Source organism: Pseudoduganella aquatica (assembly GCF_020865585.1).
Lineage (GTDB): Bacteria > Pseudomonadota > Gammaproteobacteria > Burkholderiales > Burkholderiaceae_D > Rugamonas > Rugamonas aquatica_A.
This window is the reverse complement of record NZ_CP086370.1, coordinates 2,544,935-2,562,334: the sequence shown is the minus strand read 5'-3', so window position 1 is coordinate 2,562,334 and position 17,400 is coordinate 2,544,935. Positions and strand designations below refer to the sequence as shown.

General features: G+C 68.0%; 18 protein-coding genes and 1 pseudogene. 8 read left to right on the top strand and 11 right to left on the bottom strand.

Annotated elements, in window-relative coordinates; genetic code table 11:
* Nucleotides 1–96: 96 nt before the first annotated feature.
* Both KT882_RS11290 and KT882_RS11285 read left to right on the top strand, forming a co-directional pair.
* Nucleotides 97–789 carry a response regulator transcription factor gene (locus KT882_RS11290; protein ID WP_161075619.1) on the top strand — a complete coding sequence of 231 codons (693 nt, stop codon included), beginning with the start codon at nt 97–99 and terminating at the stop codon, nt 787–789.
* Nucleotides 789–2,258 carry a sensor histidine kinase gene (locus KT882_RS11285; RefSeq protein WP_228895809.1) on the top strand — a complete coding sequence of 490 codons (1,470 nt, stop codon included), beginning with the start codon at nt 789–791 and terminating at the stop codon, nt 2,256–2,258. Before KT882_RS11290 ends, KT882_RS11285 begins: the two co-directional genes overlap by 1 nt.
* Here the strand turns inward: KT882_RS11285 and KT882_RS11280 are convergent.
* The 4 genes from KT882_RS11280 to KT882_RS11265 form a co-directional block, all read right to left on the bottom strand.
* A complete protein-coding gene (locus KT882_RS11280; RefSeq protein ID WP_161075620.1) occupies nt 2,234–2,818 on the bottom strand; it encodes a hypothetical protein in 585 nt (194 codons plus the stop codon). The two genes, KT882_RS11285 and KT882_RS11280, sit on opposite strands and share 25 nt — an antisense overlap.
* Nucleotides 2,819–3,012: 194 nt before the next feature.
* On the bottom strand, nt 3,013–3,492 hold the full coding sequence (locus KT882_RS11275) for a GNAT family N-acetyltransferase (RefSeq protein WP_228895808.1): 480 nt from the start codon (nt 3,490–3,492) through the stop codon (nt 3,013–3,015).
* A gap of 20 nt (nt 3,493–3,512) precedes the next feature.
* A complete protein-coding gene (sppA, locus tag KT882_RS11270) occupies nt 3,513–5,384 on the bottom strand; it encodes a signal peptide peptidase SppA (RefSeq protein WP_161075622.1) in 1,872 nt (623 codons plus the stop codon).
* Between the two features lie 45 nt (nt 5,385–5,429).
* Entirely contained in the window at nt 5,430–6,902 is a 1,473-nt protein-coding gene (locus KT882_RS11265) for a sodium:solute symporter (protein ID WP_161075623.1), read from the bottom strand.
* A gap of 98 nt (nt 6,903–7,000) precedes the next feature.
* Between KT882_RS11265 and dgt the strand changes: the two genes are divergently transcribed.
* Nucleotides 7,001–8,218 carry a dGTP triphosphohydrolase gene (gene dgt, locus KT882_RS11260; RefSeq protein ID WP_228895806.1) on the top strand — a complete coding sequence of 406 codons (1,218 nt, stop codon included), beginning with the start codon at nt 7,001–7,003 and terminating at the stop codon, nt 8,216–8,218.
* Nucleotides 8,219–8,261: 43 nt separating this feature from the next.
* Here dgt and KT882_RS11255 read toward each other — a convergent pair whose 3' ends face one another.
* Nucleotides 8,262–9,479, bottom strand: a complete 1,218-nt coding sequence (locus KT882_RS11255; protein ID WP_228895804.1) for an MFS transporter — start codon at nt 9,477–9,479, stop codon at nt 8,262–8,264.
* Nucleotides 9,480–9,577: 98 nt separating this feature from the next.
* Between KT882_RS11255 and KT882_RS11250 the strand changes: the two genes are divergently transcribed.
* Entirely contained in the window at nt 9,578–9,814 is a 237-nt protein-coding gene (locus KT882_RS11250; RefSeq protein ID WP_228895802.1) for a DUF3820 family protein, read from the top strand.
* A gap of 44 nt (nt 9,815–9,858) precedes the next feature.
* On the opposite strand, the gene KT882_RS11245 is transcribed toward KT882_RS11250, so the two are convergent.
* Both KT882_RS11245 and KT882_RS11240 read right to left on the bottom strand, forming a co-directional pair.
* On the bottom strand, nt 9,859–10,074 hold the full coding sequence (locus KT882_RS11245; protein WP_228895800.1) for a hypothetical protein: 216 nt from the start codon (nt 10,072–10,074) through the stop codon (nt 9,859–9,861).
* 215 nt (nt 10,075–10,289) lie between these two features.
* Nucleotides 10,290–10,511: a hypothetical protein gene (locus KT882_RS11240; protein WP_228895798.1), complete on the bottom strand. Its 222-nt coding sequence runs from the start codon at nt 10,509–10,511 to the stop codon at nt 10,290–10,292.
* 96 nt (nt 10,512–10,607) lie between these two features.
* Here KT882_RS11240 and KT882_RS11235 point away from each other — a divergent pair, with 96 nt between their 5' ends.
* A complete protein-coding gene (locus tag KT882_RS11235; RefSeq protein WP_161075627.1) occupies nt 10,608–11,171 on the top strand; it encodes a DinB family protein in 564 nt (187 codons plus the stop codon).
* On the opposite strand, the gene ampC is transcribed toward KT882_RS11235, so the two are convergent.
* Nucleotides 11,168–13,030: a class C beta-lactamase gene (gene ampC, locus KT882_RS11230; RefSeq protein ID WP_228895790.1), complete on the bottom strand. Its 1,863-nt coding sequence runs from the start codon at nt 13,028–13,030 to the stop codon at nt 11,168–11,170. The two genes, KT882_RS11235 and ampC, sit on opposite strands and share 4 nt — an antisense overlap.
* Before the next feature lie 119 nt (nt 13,031–13,149).
* On the opposite strand from ampC, the gene KT882_RS11225 reads away from it, so the two are divergent.
* The 3 genes and pseudogenes from KT882_RS11225 to blaOXA all read left to right on the top strand — a co-directional run bounded on the left by KT882_RS11225 (nt 13,150) and on the right by blaOXA (nt 15,308).
* Nucleotides 13,150–13,530, top strand: coding sequence for a BlaI/MecI/CopY family transcriptional regulator (locus KT882_RS11225; protein ID WP_161075629.1), 381 nt, complete (start codon nt 13,150–13,152; stop codon nt 13,528–13,530).
* Nucleotides 13,527–14,414, top strand: a pseudogene (locus KT882_RS30890) (M56 family metallopeptidase); the annotation flags it as partial. The gene KT882_RS11225 and the pseudogene KT882_RS30890, both read left to right, overlap by 4 nt.
* 87 nt (nt 14,415–14,501) lie before the next feature.
* Complete coding sequence (gene blaOXA / locus KT882_RS30885) at nt 14,502–15,308, top strand: class D beta-lactamase (RefSeq protein ID WP_407682046.1); 807 nt, start codon at nt 14,502–14,504, stop codon at nt 15,306–15,308.
* Here blaOXA and KT882_RS11215 read toward each other — a convergent pair.
* From KT882_RS11215 to KT882_RS11205, 3 genes are all read right to left on the bottom strand, one after another.
* Complete coding sequence (locus tag KT882_RS11215; protein ID WP_228896611.1) at nt 15,303–15,698, bottom strand: PPC domain-containing DNA-binding protein; 396 nt, start codon at nt 15,696–15,698, stop codon at nt 15,303–15,305. The two genes, blaOXA and KT882_RS11215, sit on opposite strands and share 6 nt — an antisense overlap.
* Before the next feature lie 2 nt (nt 15,699–15,700).
* Complete coding sequence (locus KT882_RS11210) at nt 15,701–16,078, bottom strand: glutaredoxin (protein WP_161071916.1); 378 nt, start codon at nt 16,076–16,078, stop codon at nt 15,701–15,703.
* Between the two features lie 83 nt (nt 16,079–16,161).
* Nucleotides 16,162–17,364, bottom strand: a complete 1,203-nt coding sequence (locus KT882_RS11205; protein ID WP_228895785.1) for an MFS transporter — start codon at nt 17,362–17,364, stop codon at nt 16,162–16,164.
* Between the last annotated feature and the right edge of the window lie 36 nt (nt 17,365–17,400).

Genomic DNA, 17,400 nt, shown 5'->3' with positions numbered 1-17,400 from the left:
CAGGACGTTACACGCGCTCACCAGCCGATACAAAGCTGCTACAAAAAAATCACAAAACAGCATCATTGGCGGCCGCCCGGCTCCGTAGAATGGGGCATGAGCGAACATATCCTGATTATCGAGGACGATCCGCGCCTGAGCGAGATGCTGTCCGAATACCTGACCACGGCCAAATTCGAGGTCACCGCCCACACCCGCGCCAAGCCGGCGCTGGCCTGGCTGGCGGCCAACCGGGCCGACGCCGTGATCCTGGACCTGATGCTGCCCGACATGGACGGCCTGGAGGTGTGCCGCCAGCTGCGCGCCAGCTCCAACGTCCCCATCGTGATGCTGACCGCGCGCGGCGACGCCATCGACCGCATTATCGGCCTGGAACTGGGCGCGGACGACTACCTGCCCAAGCCCTTCGAGCCGCGCGAGCTGCTGGCGCGCCTGCGCGCCGTGCTGCGCCGCGGCGGCGAGGCGCAGCGCGCGGCCACCGAGGTGCTGCGCTTCGGGCGGCTGGAGATCGAGCCGGGAGCCTACGGCGCGCGGCTGGACGGCCGGCCCTGCGAGCTGACCGCCTGCCAGTTCGACGTGCTCTTGATGCTGGCCCGGAACGCGGGCCGGGTGCTGTCGCGCGAGGCGCTGATGGACGCCACCAGCGGCGGCCAGGCCGAGGCCTTCGACCGCTCGATCGACGTGCACATGTCGCGCATCCGCGCCGCCGTGGAGGACGATCCCAAGCATCCGCGCCGCATCATCACCGTGCGGGGCGCGGGCTATCTGTTCGCCAAGGACCAGGACTGATGCCGCGCTTGTATTTCCGCTTCTACGCCGCGCTGCTGGCCAGCCTGGCGCTGCTGACGCTGGCCGTGGTGCTGCTGTGGCAATGGGCGGGCGCGCCGACCGAGCTGTCGGACCGCACGCTGGGCACGCTGCTGCGCAACGCGCTGCCGGCCGCCGAGGCGCCGCCCGAGCAGCAGCAGGCCGCGCTGGAGCGCCTGACGCGCGGCCTGCGCGCCGATATCACGCTGTTCAGCAAGGACTGGCAGCGGCTGGCCTACGTGGGCGAGCCGCTGGAGCGCCCCGACCGCCGCATGCTGCGCCAGCAGCGCATGGAAATGCTGGAGCGCATGCAGGAGCGCAGGCGCAGCGAAGGCAGGCTGCAAGGTGACGGCGGCGGCAACGGCGGCGCAGCTGGCGGCGACGGCGCTCCCGGCGAGAGCCGCGCGCTGCCGGACGCCGAGCCCTTGCCGCGCGCCGGGCCCCTGGACCGCGCTCGGCGCTGGGCGCGCGGCGACGAAGACCTGGACCGCCCGCTGCGCCTGCGCCGCTTCCAGATGCGGCTGGACGACGGTCGCCATATCATCTCCAACACGCCGCTGCGCCAGATGCCTTCGCGCATGCGGCTGCACACCATCCTGATCGGGCTGGCCATCATTATCGCAATCGCCGCCTACCCGGTGGTGCGGCGCGTCACGCGCCGGCTGGAGCATTTGCAGCAGGGCGTGGAGTCGCTGGGGGCGGGCAACCTGTCGGCGCGGGTGGAGGTCAAGGGCAGCGACGAGGTGGCGGCGCTGGCGGCCAGCTTCAACCGCTCGGCGGACCAGATCGAAGCGCTGGTGGGCGCGCACAAGACCATGCTGGCCAACGCTTCGCACGAGTTGCGCACGCCGCTGGCGCGCATCCGCCTGGCGCTGGAGCTGAGCAAGGAACAGGTGGACGCCAAGCGCCGCGCGGGCCTGGAGCAGGATATCGCGGAGCTGGACCAGCTGATCGACGAGATCCTGCTGGCCAGCCGCCTGGACGCGGTGGGCGAGCGCACCGAGAACGATGAGCTGGATCTGCTGCCGCTGGCGGCCGAGGAATGCGCGCGCTACGAGGAGGCGGACCTGGACGGCGAACCGCTGCCGGTGCGCGGCGATGCGCGCCTGCTGCGCCGCATGCTGCGCAATCTGCTGGAGAACGCGCGCCGCCACGGCGTGCCGCCCACCACGGTGAAGCTGCGCCGCAGCAGCGTGGACGGTGTGGACGTGGCGGAGATCGTGGTGCGCGACGCGGGGCCGGGCATACCGAAGGCCGAGTATGACAAGGTGTTCGAGCCCTTTTACCGCAGCAGCAATGCGCGCGACAGCGTGGGCTCAGGCCTGGGCCTGGCGCTGGTGCGCCAGATCGCCCGCCGCCACGGCGGCGACGCGCGCTGCGACCATCTGCACACCGGCCATAGCGCTTTCGTCATCACCTTGCCGCTTCAGAACGGTTCCCAATCGGTATAGACGCGCAAGGCGCGGCGGTCTATATAGGGCCATTCGTCCGCTGGCAGGGGCGGCTTTTGTGATTCAAACAGGACCGGCGGTTCGGGCGGCGGCTGGCTGGGCGGGCAGTAGGCACGCGGCACTTCGGGAGGCGGCTGGCTAGCCTTGGCTGCTGCCGCGCGCTCTTGCTCGCGGCGCAGGACGGAGGCCATCTTGGCGCGTATTTCACCGGGGTAGCGGACCGTGATATCGGTCCAGGCGTTGCGCACATAGCCTGAGGCTTCTTTGGCGAAGCGGTTCGGGGAGGTGGGTTCGCCCTGGTAGAGCAGCTGAGAGCCCACCACGTAGGCATGGGCAAGGCCGGTTTGGCAGAAGACCGTCAGGCGGGTGCCCTCCGGCAGGAACAATGTCTTCCATTGATAGCCGTCCGGCACGCGTCCGGGATGGCCTTCCCGGCCCATGCGGTCTATCCATTCGCGGACCGCCTGATCGGCCGCTTCCGCCGCGTTGAGCCCGCTGCCGGTGTTGCGCAAAAAATCCAGCAGGCGGTGCAGGGTATCCGTTGGTAGTTGGAGCGACATACAGGACAACATACTGAAATTCCTCCTCAAACGTACTGAATCGTACTGAAAGATACTGAATTCCCACCCAACTCCAGTTAGACCTCAACAAGAGCAGAAGGTTCAGGCCATTCCAGGGAAGATTTCAGTAAATTTCAGTACCGTTCAGGGAATTTCAGTACCAAATCCAGTACCGTGTCCTGCAGGGAGGCGAATCAAGAACCGGCCACCCACACGCCAACCACCTCGCCGTCCCCATCCACGCGAGAGCCGATAAAGCGAAAGTCCAGCTTGCGGACGACGGCGATGGATGCATGGTTTTCGGGCAGAATTTCAGCAATCACCTCACGCACGCCGCTGGAAAAAGCCAGCTCCAGCATCGCCTGCACGGCAAAGAAAGCCACGCCCTGGCGGCGGTGGGCCGGCGCCACGCCATAAGCAATTTCAACCCGCCCATCCGACGGCTCGCCCTTGAAACCGCAGCCGCCAAGAATTTCGCCATCGCCGCGCAGGATCAAAAAAGTGGCGCACCAAATTTCCGGGCCGCCGTGCGCAATCCGGTCCAGCGCGCGCTGCGCCACAAACGCAGGCGGCAAAGCCCCCTGCTGCGCGCGCCCCTCCATGCCGGCCGGGACGCGCGAAGCCGCCAACGCCGCCAGCTCGCCCAGCGCCAGCGGCCGCAGCGACAACTGCAAAGCCGTCCCCTGCGTTTGCATCAAGGCGATTCGCAGAGGCAGTGCGTCACCGCCGTAAAGGGTTTGCGCTTGTCGGCCACCTCGGACAGCCAGCTCAGATCCCGTGCCGCATCGGCGGCCACGCCCATAGGCAAGCCGGTCGGCGCCACGGCCGCCTTGACGTAAGGCGCGAAAGCCTGCGCCGCAGCCTGCGCCGCCGAACCGCCGAAGAACTCCACAAAGCGGTCAAACTTCGACACCTCGCGCTCGATATACGTCACGCGGTAATCGCTGCCCAGCTTCGCGCGCTCGGCGGCAATCTTCAGCGCATCGCCATACGTGCCCAGACGGTCCACCAGACCGCGCTCCTTGGCCTGCACGCCAGTCCAGACACGGCCCTGCGCCACCTCGTTGATCTTCTCCGGCGTAGTCTTGCGCGCCGCAGCCGCCTTCGTCGTGAACTCCGAATAAATATGATTGATGCTGCCCTGGATCACCTGTCCAAAGCGCGGATCCAGCGGGCGCAAAGGATTGGCCGCATCCGCCAGCCACGTGGTGGTCACGCCGGCAGTATGAATGCCCAGCTTATCAATCACCTTGTCGGCGCGCGGCAACAGCGCAAACACGCCGATCGAACCGGTAATGGTGTTCGGCTCCGCAATCACCTCGTCGGACGCCATGGAAATCCAATAACCGCCCGAAGCCGCCACATCGCCCATGGACACCACCACAGGCTTGCCGGCCGCGCGCGTCAGCTCCAGCTCGCGGCGGATCAGCTCCGAACCGAAGGCGCTGCCGCCCGGCGAATTCACGCGCAGCACGATGGCCTTGATGCTGGCATCCTCGCGCGCCAAACGGATCAGGTTCGAGGTCGACTGGCCGCCAATGGAACCGGCCGGCGCCACGCCGTCGCTGATCTCACCCACCGCCATCACCACGCCCACCGCATCGCCCATCATCTTCGGATGCACGCGCGCCAGATAGTCGCCATAGCTCACCTGGCGGAAGGACTTGCCCTTCTCGTCCTTCTCGCCGCGCTCCATCATCAGCGCACGGATTTCGTCGCGGGTCTTCAGGCCGTCCACCAGCTTGGTGTTCAGCGTCACCTGGGCCAGGTTGCCCTTGGCCGCCTCCACCAGCGCCGGCAGCTCGTTGATGCTCTTCATGATGTGGCCCTGCGGCAGCTTGCGCGCCTGCTCCACCTCATTCGTGTAGCTGGCCCAAAGCGCGTTGGTCAGGTAAGCCTCGGCCTCGGTGGCCGCCTCGGACGGGCCGTTGGCGATATACGGCTCGGCAAAGCTCTTGTAGGTGCCCACTTTCAGCAGGTTGACCGTCACGCCCAGCTTGTCGAGCGCGTCGCGGTAGTAGTTGCGGTGGCGGCCGAAGCCCTCCAGCAGCACCGCGCCCATGGGATGGACGTAGACTTCATTGGCGTGCGCCGCCACCAGGTACTGGCGCTGGCTGTAGCTGGAACCCCAGGCCACCACCTTCTTGCCGCTGGCCTTGAAGCGCTCGATGGCGCCGGCCACTTCGCGCAGGCTGGCCTGGCCGCCGCCTTCCAGCTCGTCCAGCAGCAGCACGGCGCCGGCGATCTGCGGATCCTTGGCGGCCGTGTCGAGCACGTTGCGCACGTCGCGCAGCTGCACCGTGCGGCGCACTTCGCCGCCCAGCAGATTGGCTTTCACCGCCTCGCGCACGCCGGCGGCGCCCTGCTCCACCAGCTCGCCCTTCAGGTCCAGCACCAGCATGGTCTTGCCGCCCAGCGGCTTGGGGCCGCCGCTGAAGATGGCGATGGCCAGCAGGATCAGCACGATCAGGAACAGCACATTCAGGACGGCGCGGCGGCCGAAGTCCAGCGCGCGCCAGGCGTAGCCCAGCCCGCTGCCGATGCGGGAAACAATGGATCGTGACATGGATGCTCCTTCAATAATTTAAATCTGACAACACTGTAAGCGAAATCAGCCAGTCTTGCCTAGTGCGCGCGCGGGCGACGAAATCAGGAACAGCCCCGCCATCACCAGCAGGCCGTTAATAATAAGCAGTTCCAGGCCCAGCTTGTAGCTGCCGAAAAGCAATGCTTGATTGCGGTCAATGAGCCAGCACAGCAGCGGCCCGGCCAGCACCGCCAGCGGCACCCAGCGGTCGCGCACCGTGCGCCGCGTCAGGATGCCGAAGGCGAACAGGCCCAGCAGCGGGCCGTAGGTGTAGCCGGCCAGCTTCAGGATCACCCCTATCATGCTGGCGCTGTCTATCCACTTGAACACCATCACCAGCACCAGGAACAGCGCGCAGAAGCCCAGGTGGACGCGGTGGCGCAGGCCGGTGCGGGCGCGCTCGTCCAGGCCGGCGCGGCGCTGCAGGCCCAGGATGTCGATGCAGAAGGACGAGGTCAGCGCCGTGATGGCGCCGTCCGCGCTGGGGAACAGCGCCGACACCAAGGCGATGAAGAAGATCAGCTGGATCGCGGCCGGCATATGGCCCATCACCACGGCCGGGAACAGCTTGTCGCCGGACGCGCCGGGGCCGGACAGGCCGGCCAGCGGCGCGTACAGGTGCAGCAGGCCGCCCAGGAACAGGAACAGCGCCAGCACGCCGACCAGGATCACCGTCAGCGCCACCATATTCTTCTGCGAATTGCCCACCGTGCTGACCGAGATGTTCTTCTGCATCATCTCCTGGTCCATGCCGGTCATGGCGATGGTGATGGCCATGCCGGCCAGCACCTGCTTCCAGAAATAGCTCGGGCTGTCCACGTCCAGGGTCAGCACGCGCGCCAGGCCGGCCGCCTCCATGCGCGCCAGGCTGTCGAGCAGGCCCAGGTCCATGCGGTGCAGCAGCCAGCCGGTGCAGACCACCAGGCCCAGCAGCATGCCGGTGGTCTGCAGCGTGTCGGTCCAGACGATGGTCTTCACGCCGCCCTCGTAGGTGTAGAGCAAGATCATCAGCAGTATCACCAGGTTGGTGGCCCAGAACGGCACGCCCAGGCTGTCGAGGATGGTGGCCTGCAGGATGTTGACCACCAGGTAGAGCCGCGCCGTCGCGCCCAGCGTGCGCGACAGGATGAAGAAGGCGGCCCCGCTCTGGTAGGCGCGCCGGCCCAGGCGCACGTCCAGGTAGTGGTAGATCGACGTCACCTTCAGGCGGTAGTACAGCGGCAGCAGCACATAGGCCACGGCCAGGTAGCCCAGCACATAGCCGAGCACGATCTGCAGGTAGCCGAAGCCGTCGCGCCCCACCGCGCCCGGCACGCTGATGAAGGTGACCCCGCTCAGCGTGGTGCCCACCATGCCGAAGGCCACCAGCATCCAGTTGCTGTTCTTGTTGCCGATAAAGAAACTGTCGTTGTTGGCGTTGCGCGAGGTCAGCCAGGCCACGCCCAGCAGCAGGGCGAAATAGGCGAGGACGACACTGAACAGGGCTGCTGGCGACATGGGACTCCGATAGGGAAATATTTCGCCAGCAATATACACCCGATCCGGCGCGCGCTGGTCTAGAATCCCTTTGCCCTTCCATCACCCAGAGTTATCGCATGTACTCATCAGTAACGATCGCCTACGCGCGCGCCCAGGAAGCCCTGGTGCGGCCGCTGGAATACCGCGTCCACCAGCAGCAGGACAGCCGCAGCGACGGCCGCGAGGACGCCATGCGCGACTACGCGCGGGTGCTGTACGCGGCCTCCTTCCGCCGCCTGCAGGGCAAGATGCAGCTGCTCGGCGTGGACGCCAACCAGTCCAACCGCAACCGCCTCACGCACAGCCTGGAGGTGGCGCAGATCGCGCGCTCCATCGCCGCCGACATGGGGCTGGAGCGCTGCGTGGTGTCCGAGACCTGCGCGCTGGCGCACGACATCGGCAACCCGCCGTTCGGCCACTACGGCGAAAAGATCCTGAACAGCCTGTGCGCCGAGCACGGCGGCTTCGAGGGCAACGCCCAGGCCTTCCGCATCCTGCGCACGCTGGAAAAGCGCCACTACGGCTACGCCGGCCTGAACCTGACGGTGCGCACCCTGTTCGGCATCACCAAGTATTTCCACACGCGCAGCGAGCACCCGCGCAAATTCCTGTACGACGAGGACCACGCCTTCCTCAGCGCCGAGCTGGCGAAGCACAGCATCGCGGCGCGCAAAAGCATCGACGCGCAGATCATGGATTTGTCCGACGAGATCGCCTACGCGGCGCACGACGTCGAGGACGCGCTCAGCTTCGGCATCATCACCGTGGGCGAGATCGCGCACGAGTTCAAGATCAGCGCCGACTACGCGGCCGCCTACCCGCTGTTCTCGGCCATCGCCGAGCGCGCGCACAACGAGGCGCTCAAGTGCGAGCAGCAGGCCTCGTCCGAGGAATATTCCATCGTGCTGCGCAAGGAGCTGACCTCGGAGATCGTGCACACGCTGTGCCGCGACCTGGACGTGGTGGACGGCCAGCTGGGCTACCGCTCGGCCGAGCTGCTGGCCAAGGGCCTGAAAAGCCTGCTGTGGAAGGCGATCCTGCGCAAGAAGGACGTGCAGCTGTACGAAAAGCGCGGCGAGAAGATCATCCGCGGCCTGTTCGAGGTGCTGACCGATCCGCAGTACAACAAGGACAACATCCTGCTGCCGCCGGAGCTGCGCTGCCTGAAGGACAGCCGCGAGCGCCTGGTGATCGACTACATCGCCGGCATGATGGACTCCTACGCGGCGCAGGAATACGAACGCTATTTCGGCCCGGGCAGCCTGGAGCGGATCTACCCGGGCCGGCCGCGCTAGGGCGGCCGGGCAGAGGCGGCACCGGGCGGCGCGCAATGCCGCCTTAGTGCGCCGCCACGCGCACCTTGCGCGGCGCGGCGCCGTCCAGCGCCGCCGCGCGCGGGTTCAGCCGGTCCAGGCGGCCGCTCAGCGCGGTCAGGCCCAGCGCGCCCAGCACCACCAGCGCGCCCATCCAGCCCGTGTGCACCAGGCCCAGGCGCTCGACGATGAGGCCGCCGCCCCAGGCGCCGCCCGCGATGCCCAGGTTGAACGCGGCGATGTTCAGGCCCGAGGCCACGTCCACCGCGCCCGGCGTGTAGTGCTCCGCCTGCTGCACCACATACACCTGCAGGCCCGCCACATTGCCGAAGGCCACCGCGCCCCACAGCAGCACGGTCGCCACCACCAGCCACGGATGCGGCGCGGTGAAGGTCAGCGCCAGCAGCACCGCCGCCAGGCCGGCGAAGATGAGCTTCAGCGCGCCCACCGGGCCGCGGCGGTCGGCCAGCCTGCCGCCCCAGATATTGCCCACCGCCACGGACACGCCGTACACCAGCATCACCACGCCCACCGCGCTCTCGCCGAAGCCGGCCACGCCCTGCAGGATGGGCGCCAGATAGGTGAAGGCGATAAACGAGCCGCCGTAGCCGACCGCCGTCATGGCGTACACCAGCAGCAGGCGCGGCTGGCCCAGCACCTTGACCTGCTGCAGCAGCGAGGCCGGCGCGCTGTGCGCGATCGCCCTGGGCACGTACAGCAGGCTGCCGACAAAGGCCAGCACGCCCAGCGCCGACACGGCCAGGAAGGTGGCGCGCCAGCCGAAGTGCTGGCCGATGAAGGTGCCCAGCGGCACGCCGGTCACCAGCGCCACGGTCAGGCCGGTAAACATGATGGCGATGGCCGACGCCGCCTTCTCGCGCGGCACCAGCGAGGTGGCGATGGTCGAGCCGATCGAGAAGAACACGCCGTGCGCCAGGCCGGTCAGCACGCGCGCGGCCACCAGCGACTGGTAGCCCGGCGCCAGCCAGGCCATCAGGTTGCCGGCGGTAAACAGCACCATCAGCGACAGCAGCAAGGTCTTGCGCGGCAGCTTGCCGGTCAGCGCGGTCAGCACCGGCGCGCCGACGGCCACGCCCAGCGCGTACAGGCTCACCAGCAGCCCGGCCGAGGGCAGGTTCACGCCCAGGTCGGCGGCGATGGTCGGCAGCAGGCCGACAATGACAAACTCGGTGGTCCCGATGGCAAACGCGCTGATGGTCAGCGCCAGCAAGGCAATAGGCATGGCATAACTCCTGTAAAGTAGATGCCATGCAGTATCGGGGCATTCATTCTTTCGAAAAAGACGCCGCCAAGCAGAAGATATTTGAATCCAGATCAATAATGAACCTCGACTCCGACGCCCTGGCACAACTGCTGCGCTACGAAATGCCCTACGGAAAATACAAAGGCCGCGTGCTGGCCGACCTGCCCGGCCACTACCTGGGCTGGTTCGCGCGCGAAGGCTTCCCCGGCGGCCAGCTGGGCGCCCTGCTGGCGCTGATGTACGAGCTCGACCACAACAACCTGCGCAGCCTGCTCGACCCGCTGCGTCCCCCGCCGCTGCGCCCCTGCCGCTGAACCGCTGAACCGCTGAACCGCTGAACCGCTGGTCGCCAGGGCGCTCAGGGAAAGCGCAATCTCGAGAACAGCCGCCCCGCCGCCACCGCGCGCGACGCAACATCCTCGGCGGAATCCAGCCGGCCGCTGGCCTCCAGGAAAGACAGCAAGGCGCGTGTTGTCATTTTCAAGCAGGCCGCAGGCAACACAAAACTGCGCCGCGCCAGTTTGTGGTCCTCGAAAAGCACGATCAGCACGGGTTCCGGCGCGATGCGAGCCATATCCTGGGCGATTTCCTGGATTGCGCGCTCGCCCAGCCCATGCGAACGCGGAGGCCGCCCGGAGATTTGCGCTAGGCGGCAATGGTCGTCGAACGTGCGCGTCGCAACAACCGCCGTCCCAGTATCTTGCCGCCATCGTTGTATTTTTTCGCTGGTTGATCAATGGGCCGGCGTCCGGCAGCAAAATGATTTCCGAGTTGCCCGCCATGGAAGCGTCAGGACAGCAGGCGCTTGAGGGAGTCGGCCATGGCTTGCGTAGTCCGGGGATCGAGGCGCGGCATGGGCAGGCCGGCTTGCGCCATTAACAGGAACAGGTCTTCTCCGTGCTCAACATGCAGCAGCCGCATGGCGGTCAGGTCGTCTATCATGCCGGCGGAAAAGTCCCGCAGGACCGCGTCGGCAGAATGGCTGCTTGCCAGATCAGTGTGCGTCGACATGGTGCTCCTCCCGTTCTACCAGTCTAGCAGCGCGCCGCGCGTATGACGCCGCGCAAACACCTTACAATGACCGATTTCTTCGACGGATACACAGAAATGAGCCGCCACCGCCATGTGCAACTGATGGCCAGCTACAACAGCTGGATGAACAAGAAACTGTACGAGGCGGCGGCCGCGCTGCCGGAAGGCGAGCTGGCGCGCGAGCGGGGCGCGTATTTCGGCTCGGTGCAGGGCACGCTGAACCACCTGCTGGTGGCCGACACCGTGTGGCTCAAGCGCTTCGCCGCCGAGTCCGCGCTGTCGCCGGCGCAGTCGCCGGCCGCGTACGCGGCGCTGGCGCCGGTGCGCGCGCTGGCCATGCCGGCCAGCCTGGACGCGCCGCAGTTCGACGCGCTGGCGCCCATGGCCGCCCACCGCGCCTGGCTGGACGGCGTCATCACCGCCTGGACCGCAGCGCTGACCGAGGCCGACCTGGGCGCCGCCCTGCACTACGCCCGCATGAACGGCGAGCAGTACGCCAAGCCTTTGTTCGAGGTGCTGGCGCACTTCTTCAACCACCAGACCCACCACCGCGGCCAGGCCACCACCCTGCTCTCGCAGGCCGGCGTGGACGTGGGCGTGACCGACCTGCTGGCGCTGATCCCCAATATCGAACCCTAGGGAGCGGCAGCGGCAGGCGCAGCACCGGGCGCGACCCGGCTCAGCACCTCATAGGCCGCGCTCACCCGCTCGCTGCCCGGCAGGCCCCGGTTGGACAGCATCACGATGCCCACCTTGCGCGCCGGATTGAACAGCGCATAGGCCGCGAAGCCGCCGGTGGCGCCGGTCTTGTGCAGCCAGGCGTCCGCCAGCGGCGCCGACGGCGGCGCGACGGCGCTGACCGGGTTGGCCTGCCACGCCGTCTTCTCCGCCGTGCTGGCCAGCAGCTGCTCCAGCCCGGCCTGGCCGGCATACTGCTCCCAGATCAGGTCCTGCGTCATGGCGCCCAGCGTGAAATAGCCCGCATGCGTGTCCGCGACGGCGCGCGCCAGCTTGGCGTCGAGCGGCAGCAGGCCCATATTCGCGTCCACAAAACGTATCATGTCGCGCGTATTGCTCTTCACGCCATAAGCCTCCTCGGCCAGCACGTCGGGATTGACGCGCACCGGCGCGCCCTTGCTGTTGTAGCCCTGCGCATACTGCGCCATCTGCGCGGCCGGCACGCGGATATAGCTGTGCTCCATGCCCAGCGCCGGGAACAGCGTCCGCTCCACCGCGTCCGCATACGGCACGCCCAGGCTGCGGGCGGTGGCGATGGACAGCAGGCCGATGCCCAGGTTGGAATAGGTGCGGTGCGTGCCCGGCGCGTGGCCCGGCTGCCAGTTCTTGTAGTAGTCCATCAGCTGCTCGTAGCTCTTGATCTCGGCCGGCACCTGCATGGGGAAGTCGCCCACCGTGTGCGTGCCCAGGTGGATCAGGCTGACGCGGTCGAACACGCTGCCGCGCAGATAGGGCACATGGCGGCTGACCGGGTCCGTCATGGCCAGCTTGCCCTGCGCCTGCGCGTAGGTCGCCAGCGTGGCCGTGAAGGGCTTGCTCAGCGAGCCCAGCTCGAACAGCGTGGCATTGCTGACCGCCTGCCCGGTGTCTTTCGACGCCACGCCGTAGTTGTAGAAGTAGTGCTTGCCGTTCACGCTGAGCGCCACGGCCATGCCGGGAATCGCATTCTTCTCCAGCAGCGGCTGAATCGCCTGGTCCACCTCGATGGCGTTGACCAGCGCGGGAAAGTCGGCAATAAAGCCGTCGCGCGCCAGCGGGCCGCTGGACACCTCCTGCGGCATGCTTTTGTCCCGCTGCATCAGGCGCGCGAACAGGTATTTGCGCTCCCCTTTCGTGGCCCAGCCCACATACCAGCCATAGCCCGACCCGGCGCCGGTCTTGCCGTTGATGCGCCAGCCTTCCGGCGACTGCCCAAAGCGCATCAGGCGCTCCGTCATCTCGTAAGCGTGCGCGCTCACGCCAAGCTGGCGGTTCACGACCTTGCCCAGGAAGGACAGCTGGCCCAGCGGCGAAATGCGCAGCGAGGACTCCAGCCAGGACGCGGTCAGCCCGTCGTGTCCGGCGTCGCCCGACACGTCCGCGTTGCCGTACTCGAAGCGCCGGGTGTAGGCGGCGAACTGCACCTTGCCCAGCGCCTGGGTCACCTGCTGCGAATACCACACCACCGACTCGCTCATCCACTTGGCCGGATCGGACGCGCTGCGCCAGCTGGGCCGCCAGTCCACATAGCCCTGGCGGAAGGGCAGCTCGGGCGTGTGCTCGTCCTTCAGGAAGCCGGCGTCGTAGCCCATCAGGCTGATGGGGATCTTGAAGGTGGACGCGGGGGTGACCTGACGCTGGCAGTCGCCGCGCTGCATCAGCACCTTGCCGGTGGCGGCGTCGGCAATGGCGGTGCAGATTTCGGCGCCGTGGACGGCGGGCGCGGCGGCCAAGGCAGCCAGGCTGCCCAGCGCCGCCATGGCGATCATGCGGAATTCCATACTTCTCCTCTCAAAGCCGCGAAATGCGACAAACATGGCCATCATGCGACATTGGTCACATTCCTGTCAAACATTTTATTTTTGGTGACATTGGTCGCAAACCCTTGCACAATAGCGCCATGGCCATCCCCTCTATCTCCGAACTGTCCGTGCTCAAGGCGCTGTGGAAGCAGCAGCCGCTGAGCGCGCGTGAAATCCACGACCAGGTTGAACCCGAACTGGGCTGGTCCTATTCCTCCACCCGCAAGACGCTGGAACGCATGCTGGACAAGGGCTCCGTCAGCCAGCAGACGCGGCACGGCGTGCAGGTGTACGAGGCGGCGCTGGAAAAGGTCGGCACCCTGGCCGCCTTCGCGCACGACTTCGGCAAGCGCGTGATGGAAATGGACACCCCGCTGCCGGTCAATATGTTCACCGGCAGCAAGCTGGTCGACGAGGCCGAGCTGGCGCAGCTCGAGCAGCTGCTGAACGACTGGCCGGACGAGCAGGACGCGGCATGAGCGGCGCCGCACCGGTCGACGAATGGCTGCTGCGCTTCCTGCTGGCCAGCGCCGGCTGCCTGGCCGCCGGCCTGGGCGTGTGGGCGCTGACGGCGCTGTGCCGCCGCCTGCCCGGCGTGGCCCTGCAGCGCTCGACCTGGCTGCTGGGCCAGGCCACCGTGGTGGCGGCCTTCCTCGTGATCCTGCTGCCGCACAGCGAGCGCCTGCGCCTGGTGCCGCCCATCGACCTGCCCGACGCCGCGCAAAGCCGCCCCGCCGCGCCAGGCGGCCCCACCGCGCCGCCGTCCGCCGCCGGTACGGCCGCCGCCGGCGCCGCCCAGCTCCAGCCCGCCTCCTGGCTCACGCGCGCCGCGCAGGCCTGGCTGCTGGCCTACCTGCTGGGCCTGGGCTACACCGTGTTCCAGCTGCTGCAGGCGCGCCGCATGCTCAACGGCCTGGCCGCCAGCGGCAGCCGCGTGCCCGCAGCCATGGCCGCCGCGCCTGCGCCCGTCATGATCGAAGTCGACGCCCCGATTTCCCCCATGCTGTTCGGCCTGCTCAAGCCGCGCCTGCTGCTGCCGCGCCACCTGCGCAGCTTCGACGCGGCCCAGCAGCAGCTGATCGTCGAGCACGAGCTGACGCACTGGCGCCGCCGCGACCTGCAATGGATGAGCGTCGGCATCCTGCTGCAGACCCTGCTCTGGTTCAATCCCTTCATGCGCCTGCTGCGCGGCAGCCTGTCCTGGGCGCAGGAACTGGGCTGCGACCGCGACGTGCTGCGCGGCCGTCCACCGGCCCAGCGCAAGGCCTACGCGGCGGCGCTGGTGGCCCAGCTGCGCCTGCAGCACGGCACGCCCAAGACCGCGCTGGCCTTCGGCGGCGTGTGCGCCAGCACCCTGGCCTCGCGCATCGCGCTGATACGCGAACCGGGCCGCGCGCAAGGCCGCCGGGCGCGCGGCGCCCGCCTGCTGGCGCTGGCCGGCCTGGCCTGCGTGTTCGCCGCCAGCCTCGCCTTCCAGCCCGCGCTGGCGTGGCGCATCGCCCCCGCCGCCTCGCAAACGCCCTTCGTCTGCACCGTGCTGATGGACGCCGCCAGCGGCAGGGAGCTGGCGCGCGAAGGCCATTGCGAGGAACGCGTCACGCCCGCCTCCACCTTCAACATCCCCGTCGCGCTGATGGGCTACGACAGCGGCTTCCTGCGCAGCGAACACGCGCCGGTGCTGCCGTTCAAGGGCGGCTACCCCGCCTACATCCCGTCCTGGCGCGCCGCTACCGATCCCAGCAGCTGGCTGCAGAACTCGGTGCTCTGGTACGCGCAGCAAGTGACGGCGCAGCTGGGCGCCAGGCGCTTCCAGGACTACGTGGCGCGCTTCGGCTACGGCAACCAGGACCTGTCCGGCGATCCCGGCAAGGCCAATGGACTGTCGCAGTCCTGGGTCGGTTCCAGCTTGCGCATTTCGCCGCTGGAGCAAGTGGCCTTCCTGCGCCAGCTGGCCAACCGCACGCTGCCGGTATCGGAACAGGCCTATGCGCTGACCGAGCGCATCATGCCGCGCCAGGTGCTGGAGAATGGATGGGAAGTGTTCGGCAAGACCGGCACCGCCTCGGCGCTGCTGCCGGACGGCGCCGACGACCCGGCCCGCCAGTACGGCTGGTATGTGGGCTGGGCGAAAAAAGAAGGACGCACCGTGGTGTTCGCCCGCCTGGCGATGGATACGAAACAGCCAGAGGCCATGGGCGGCGCGCGCTCCCGCGAGGCGATGCTGCGCGAGCTGCCCGCGCGGCTGGACGCGCTATAGCGTCCGCACCACCAGCTCCTTGTAGCCCGAGGCCGGATCGGTCTCGCGGCTGAAAGCGTGGCCGGGCAGCAGCGCCAGCAGCACTTCGGCCGTGGTGCGCACCACGCAGCCCGGCGCCACATGGCCGCCGGACACGCGGCTCTGCCCGTCCGACACGGACATATGCAGATGCGCGCCATCCGGCGCCACCGAACCCGCCAAGGTCAGGATTTCCAGGTCGCCGCGCAGCTCGCTCGCCGACGGCATGCCCGCATAGCGCAGCTGCGCCACGCTCAGGCTGCCGATGCCCTGCACCACAAAAGCCGCCTGCGCGCCCAGCTCGGCGGCGGCCGCCTCGATGGCCGCGCGCAGATCCGCGCCCGGCCCCAGCCTGAGCGGATGCGCTTGCAGGCTCATAGCAGCTTGGGCGCCACCAGCGCGGTGAACTCGCCGCTGTCGACCAGCTTCTTCAAGTCCTGGAAGCCGCCCACCAGCGTGCCGTTGATAAACACCATCGGCAGCGTGGGCCAGCCGCTCCACATCTTCAGCGCGGTGCGGCGGCGCCACTGGCTCAGGTAACTGCCGTATTCAAGGTAGACGTAGGGCGCACCCTGCGCATCGAGCAGCGCGCGCGCCTTGCGGGGGAAGGGATTCATCGCCATGCCGACCACCACCACCTTGTTGGCGGCGACGGCGGCCTGCACTTCCTGCACGATGTCGGCGTGCAGGCCCTCGATCTTGCTGCGGATGGCGGGATGGATGCGGGATGCTTCTAAAACGGGACGGCTCATGGCGCCTCCAGGGATATTGCGGATGACGCAATGTATCCGGCATCGCGCGCCTTGACAAGCGCGCGCTCCGGCTCAGGTCCAACTCAGTGGGCGGCCACCGCGCCGGCCGGCGCGCCGATATTGCGCCGCGCCAGCCAGGCCAGCGGCGCCAGCGCCGCCAGCGAGATCGCCACGCCGGCCCACGGCGTTGCGCCCATCAGGCTGCGCGCCACCATCAGGCCGCCCAGCGAGGAACCGAAGGAGATGCCGAAGTTGAAGGCCGAGATGTTCAGGCCGGACGCGAAGTCCACCGCCTTCGGCGTGTAATGCTCGGCCGTGGCCAGCATGCCGGCCTGCAGGCCGGGCGACAGGCCGAAGGAGAACAGGCCCCACAGGAACAGCAGCGGCACCAGCGCCCAGGGCGTATGCAGCGACAGCGCCAGTCCGGCGTGCGTCATGGCCAGCAGCACCAGCATCATGCGCAGCGAACGCTGCCAGCCCAGGTGGCTGCTCAGGTAGCCGCCCGCCAGGTTGCCGGCAAAGGTGGCCGCGCCGAACACGATCAGCAGCGCGCTGGCGGTGGTGGCCGAGAAGCCCGCGATCTCGGTCAGGATGGGCGTGACATAGGTGAAGGCGGCGAAGATGCTGCCGAAGCCCAGCGTGGTCACCGCCATCATGGTGAGGATATGGCGGTCGCCCAGCGCGGCCAGCTGCGTCGACGCCTTGCCGCTGGCCGCTTGCGCCATGCCGGACGGCAGCCAGCGCAGCATGGCCAGCAGGCCCGCCAGCGCCATTGCCGCCACCGCGAAGAAGGGCAAGCGCCAGCCCATCAGGTTGCCCAGGAAGCTGCCCAGCGGCACGCCCAGCACCATGGCCAGGGTCAGGCCGCCGAACATGACCGAGATCGCCTTGCCCGCCTGCCCCTTGGGCGCCAGCGACGCGGCCACCGTGGCGCCGATGCCGAAGAAGGCGCCGTGCGCCACCGCCGTGATCACGCGCCCGGCCAGCAGCACGCCGTAGCTGGTGGAAAACGCCGCCAGCAGGTTACCGAGCAAGAACACCGCCATCAGCCCGGCCAGCACCTGCTTGCGCGGCAGGCGCGACAAGCCCAGCACCGCCAGCGGCGTGCCGAGCGCCAGCGCCAGCGCGTACAGGCTGACCAGCGCGCCCGCCGCTTCCAGCGACACCTTCAAGTCCGCCGAAATGGCCGGCAGCACGCCCACCACGATGAATTCCGTCACGCCGATGGCAAACGCGCCCACCGACAGCGACAGCACGCCCGGGTGCATTTTTTCCTGGTTGTTCATGGAGTACTCCATTTGTGAATTAATTGACTCCATTGT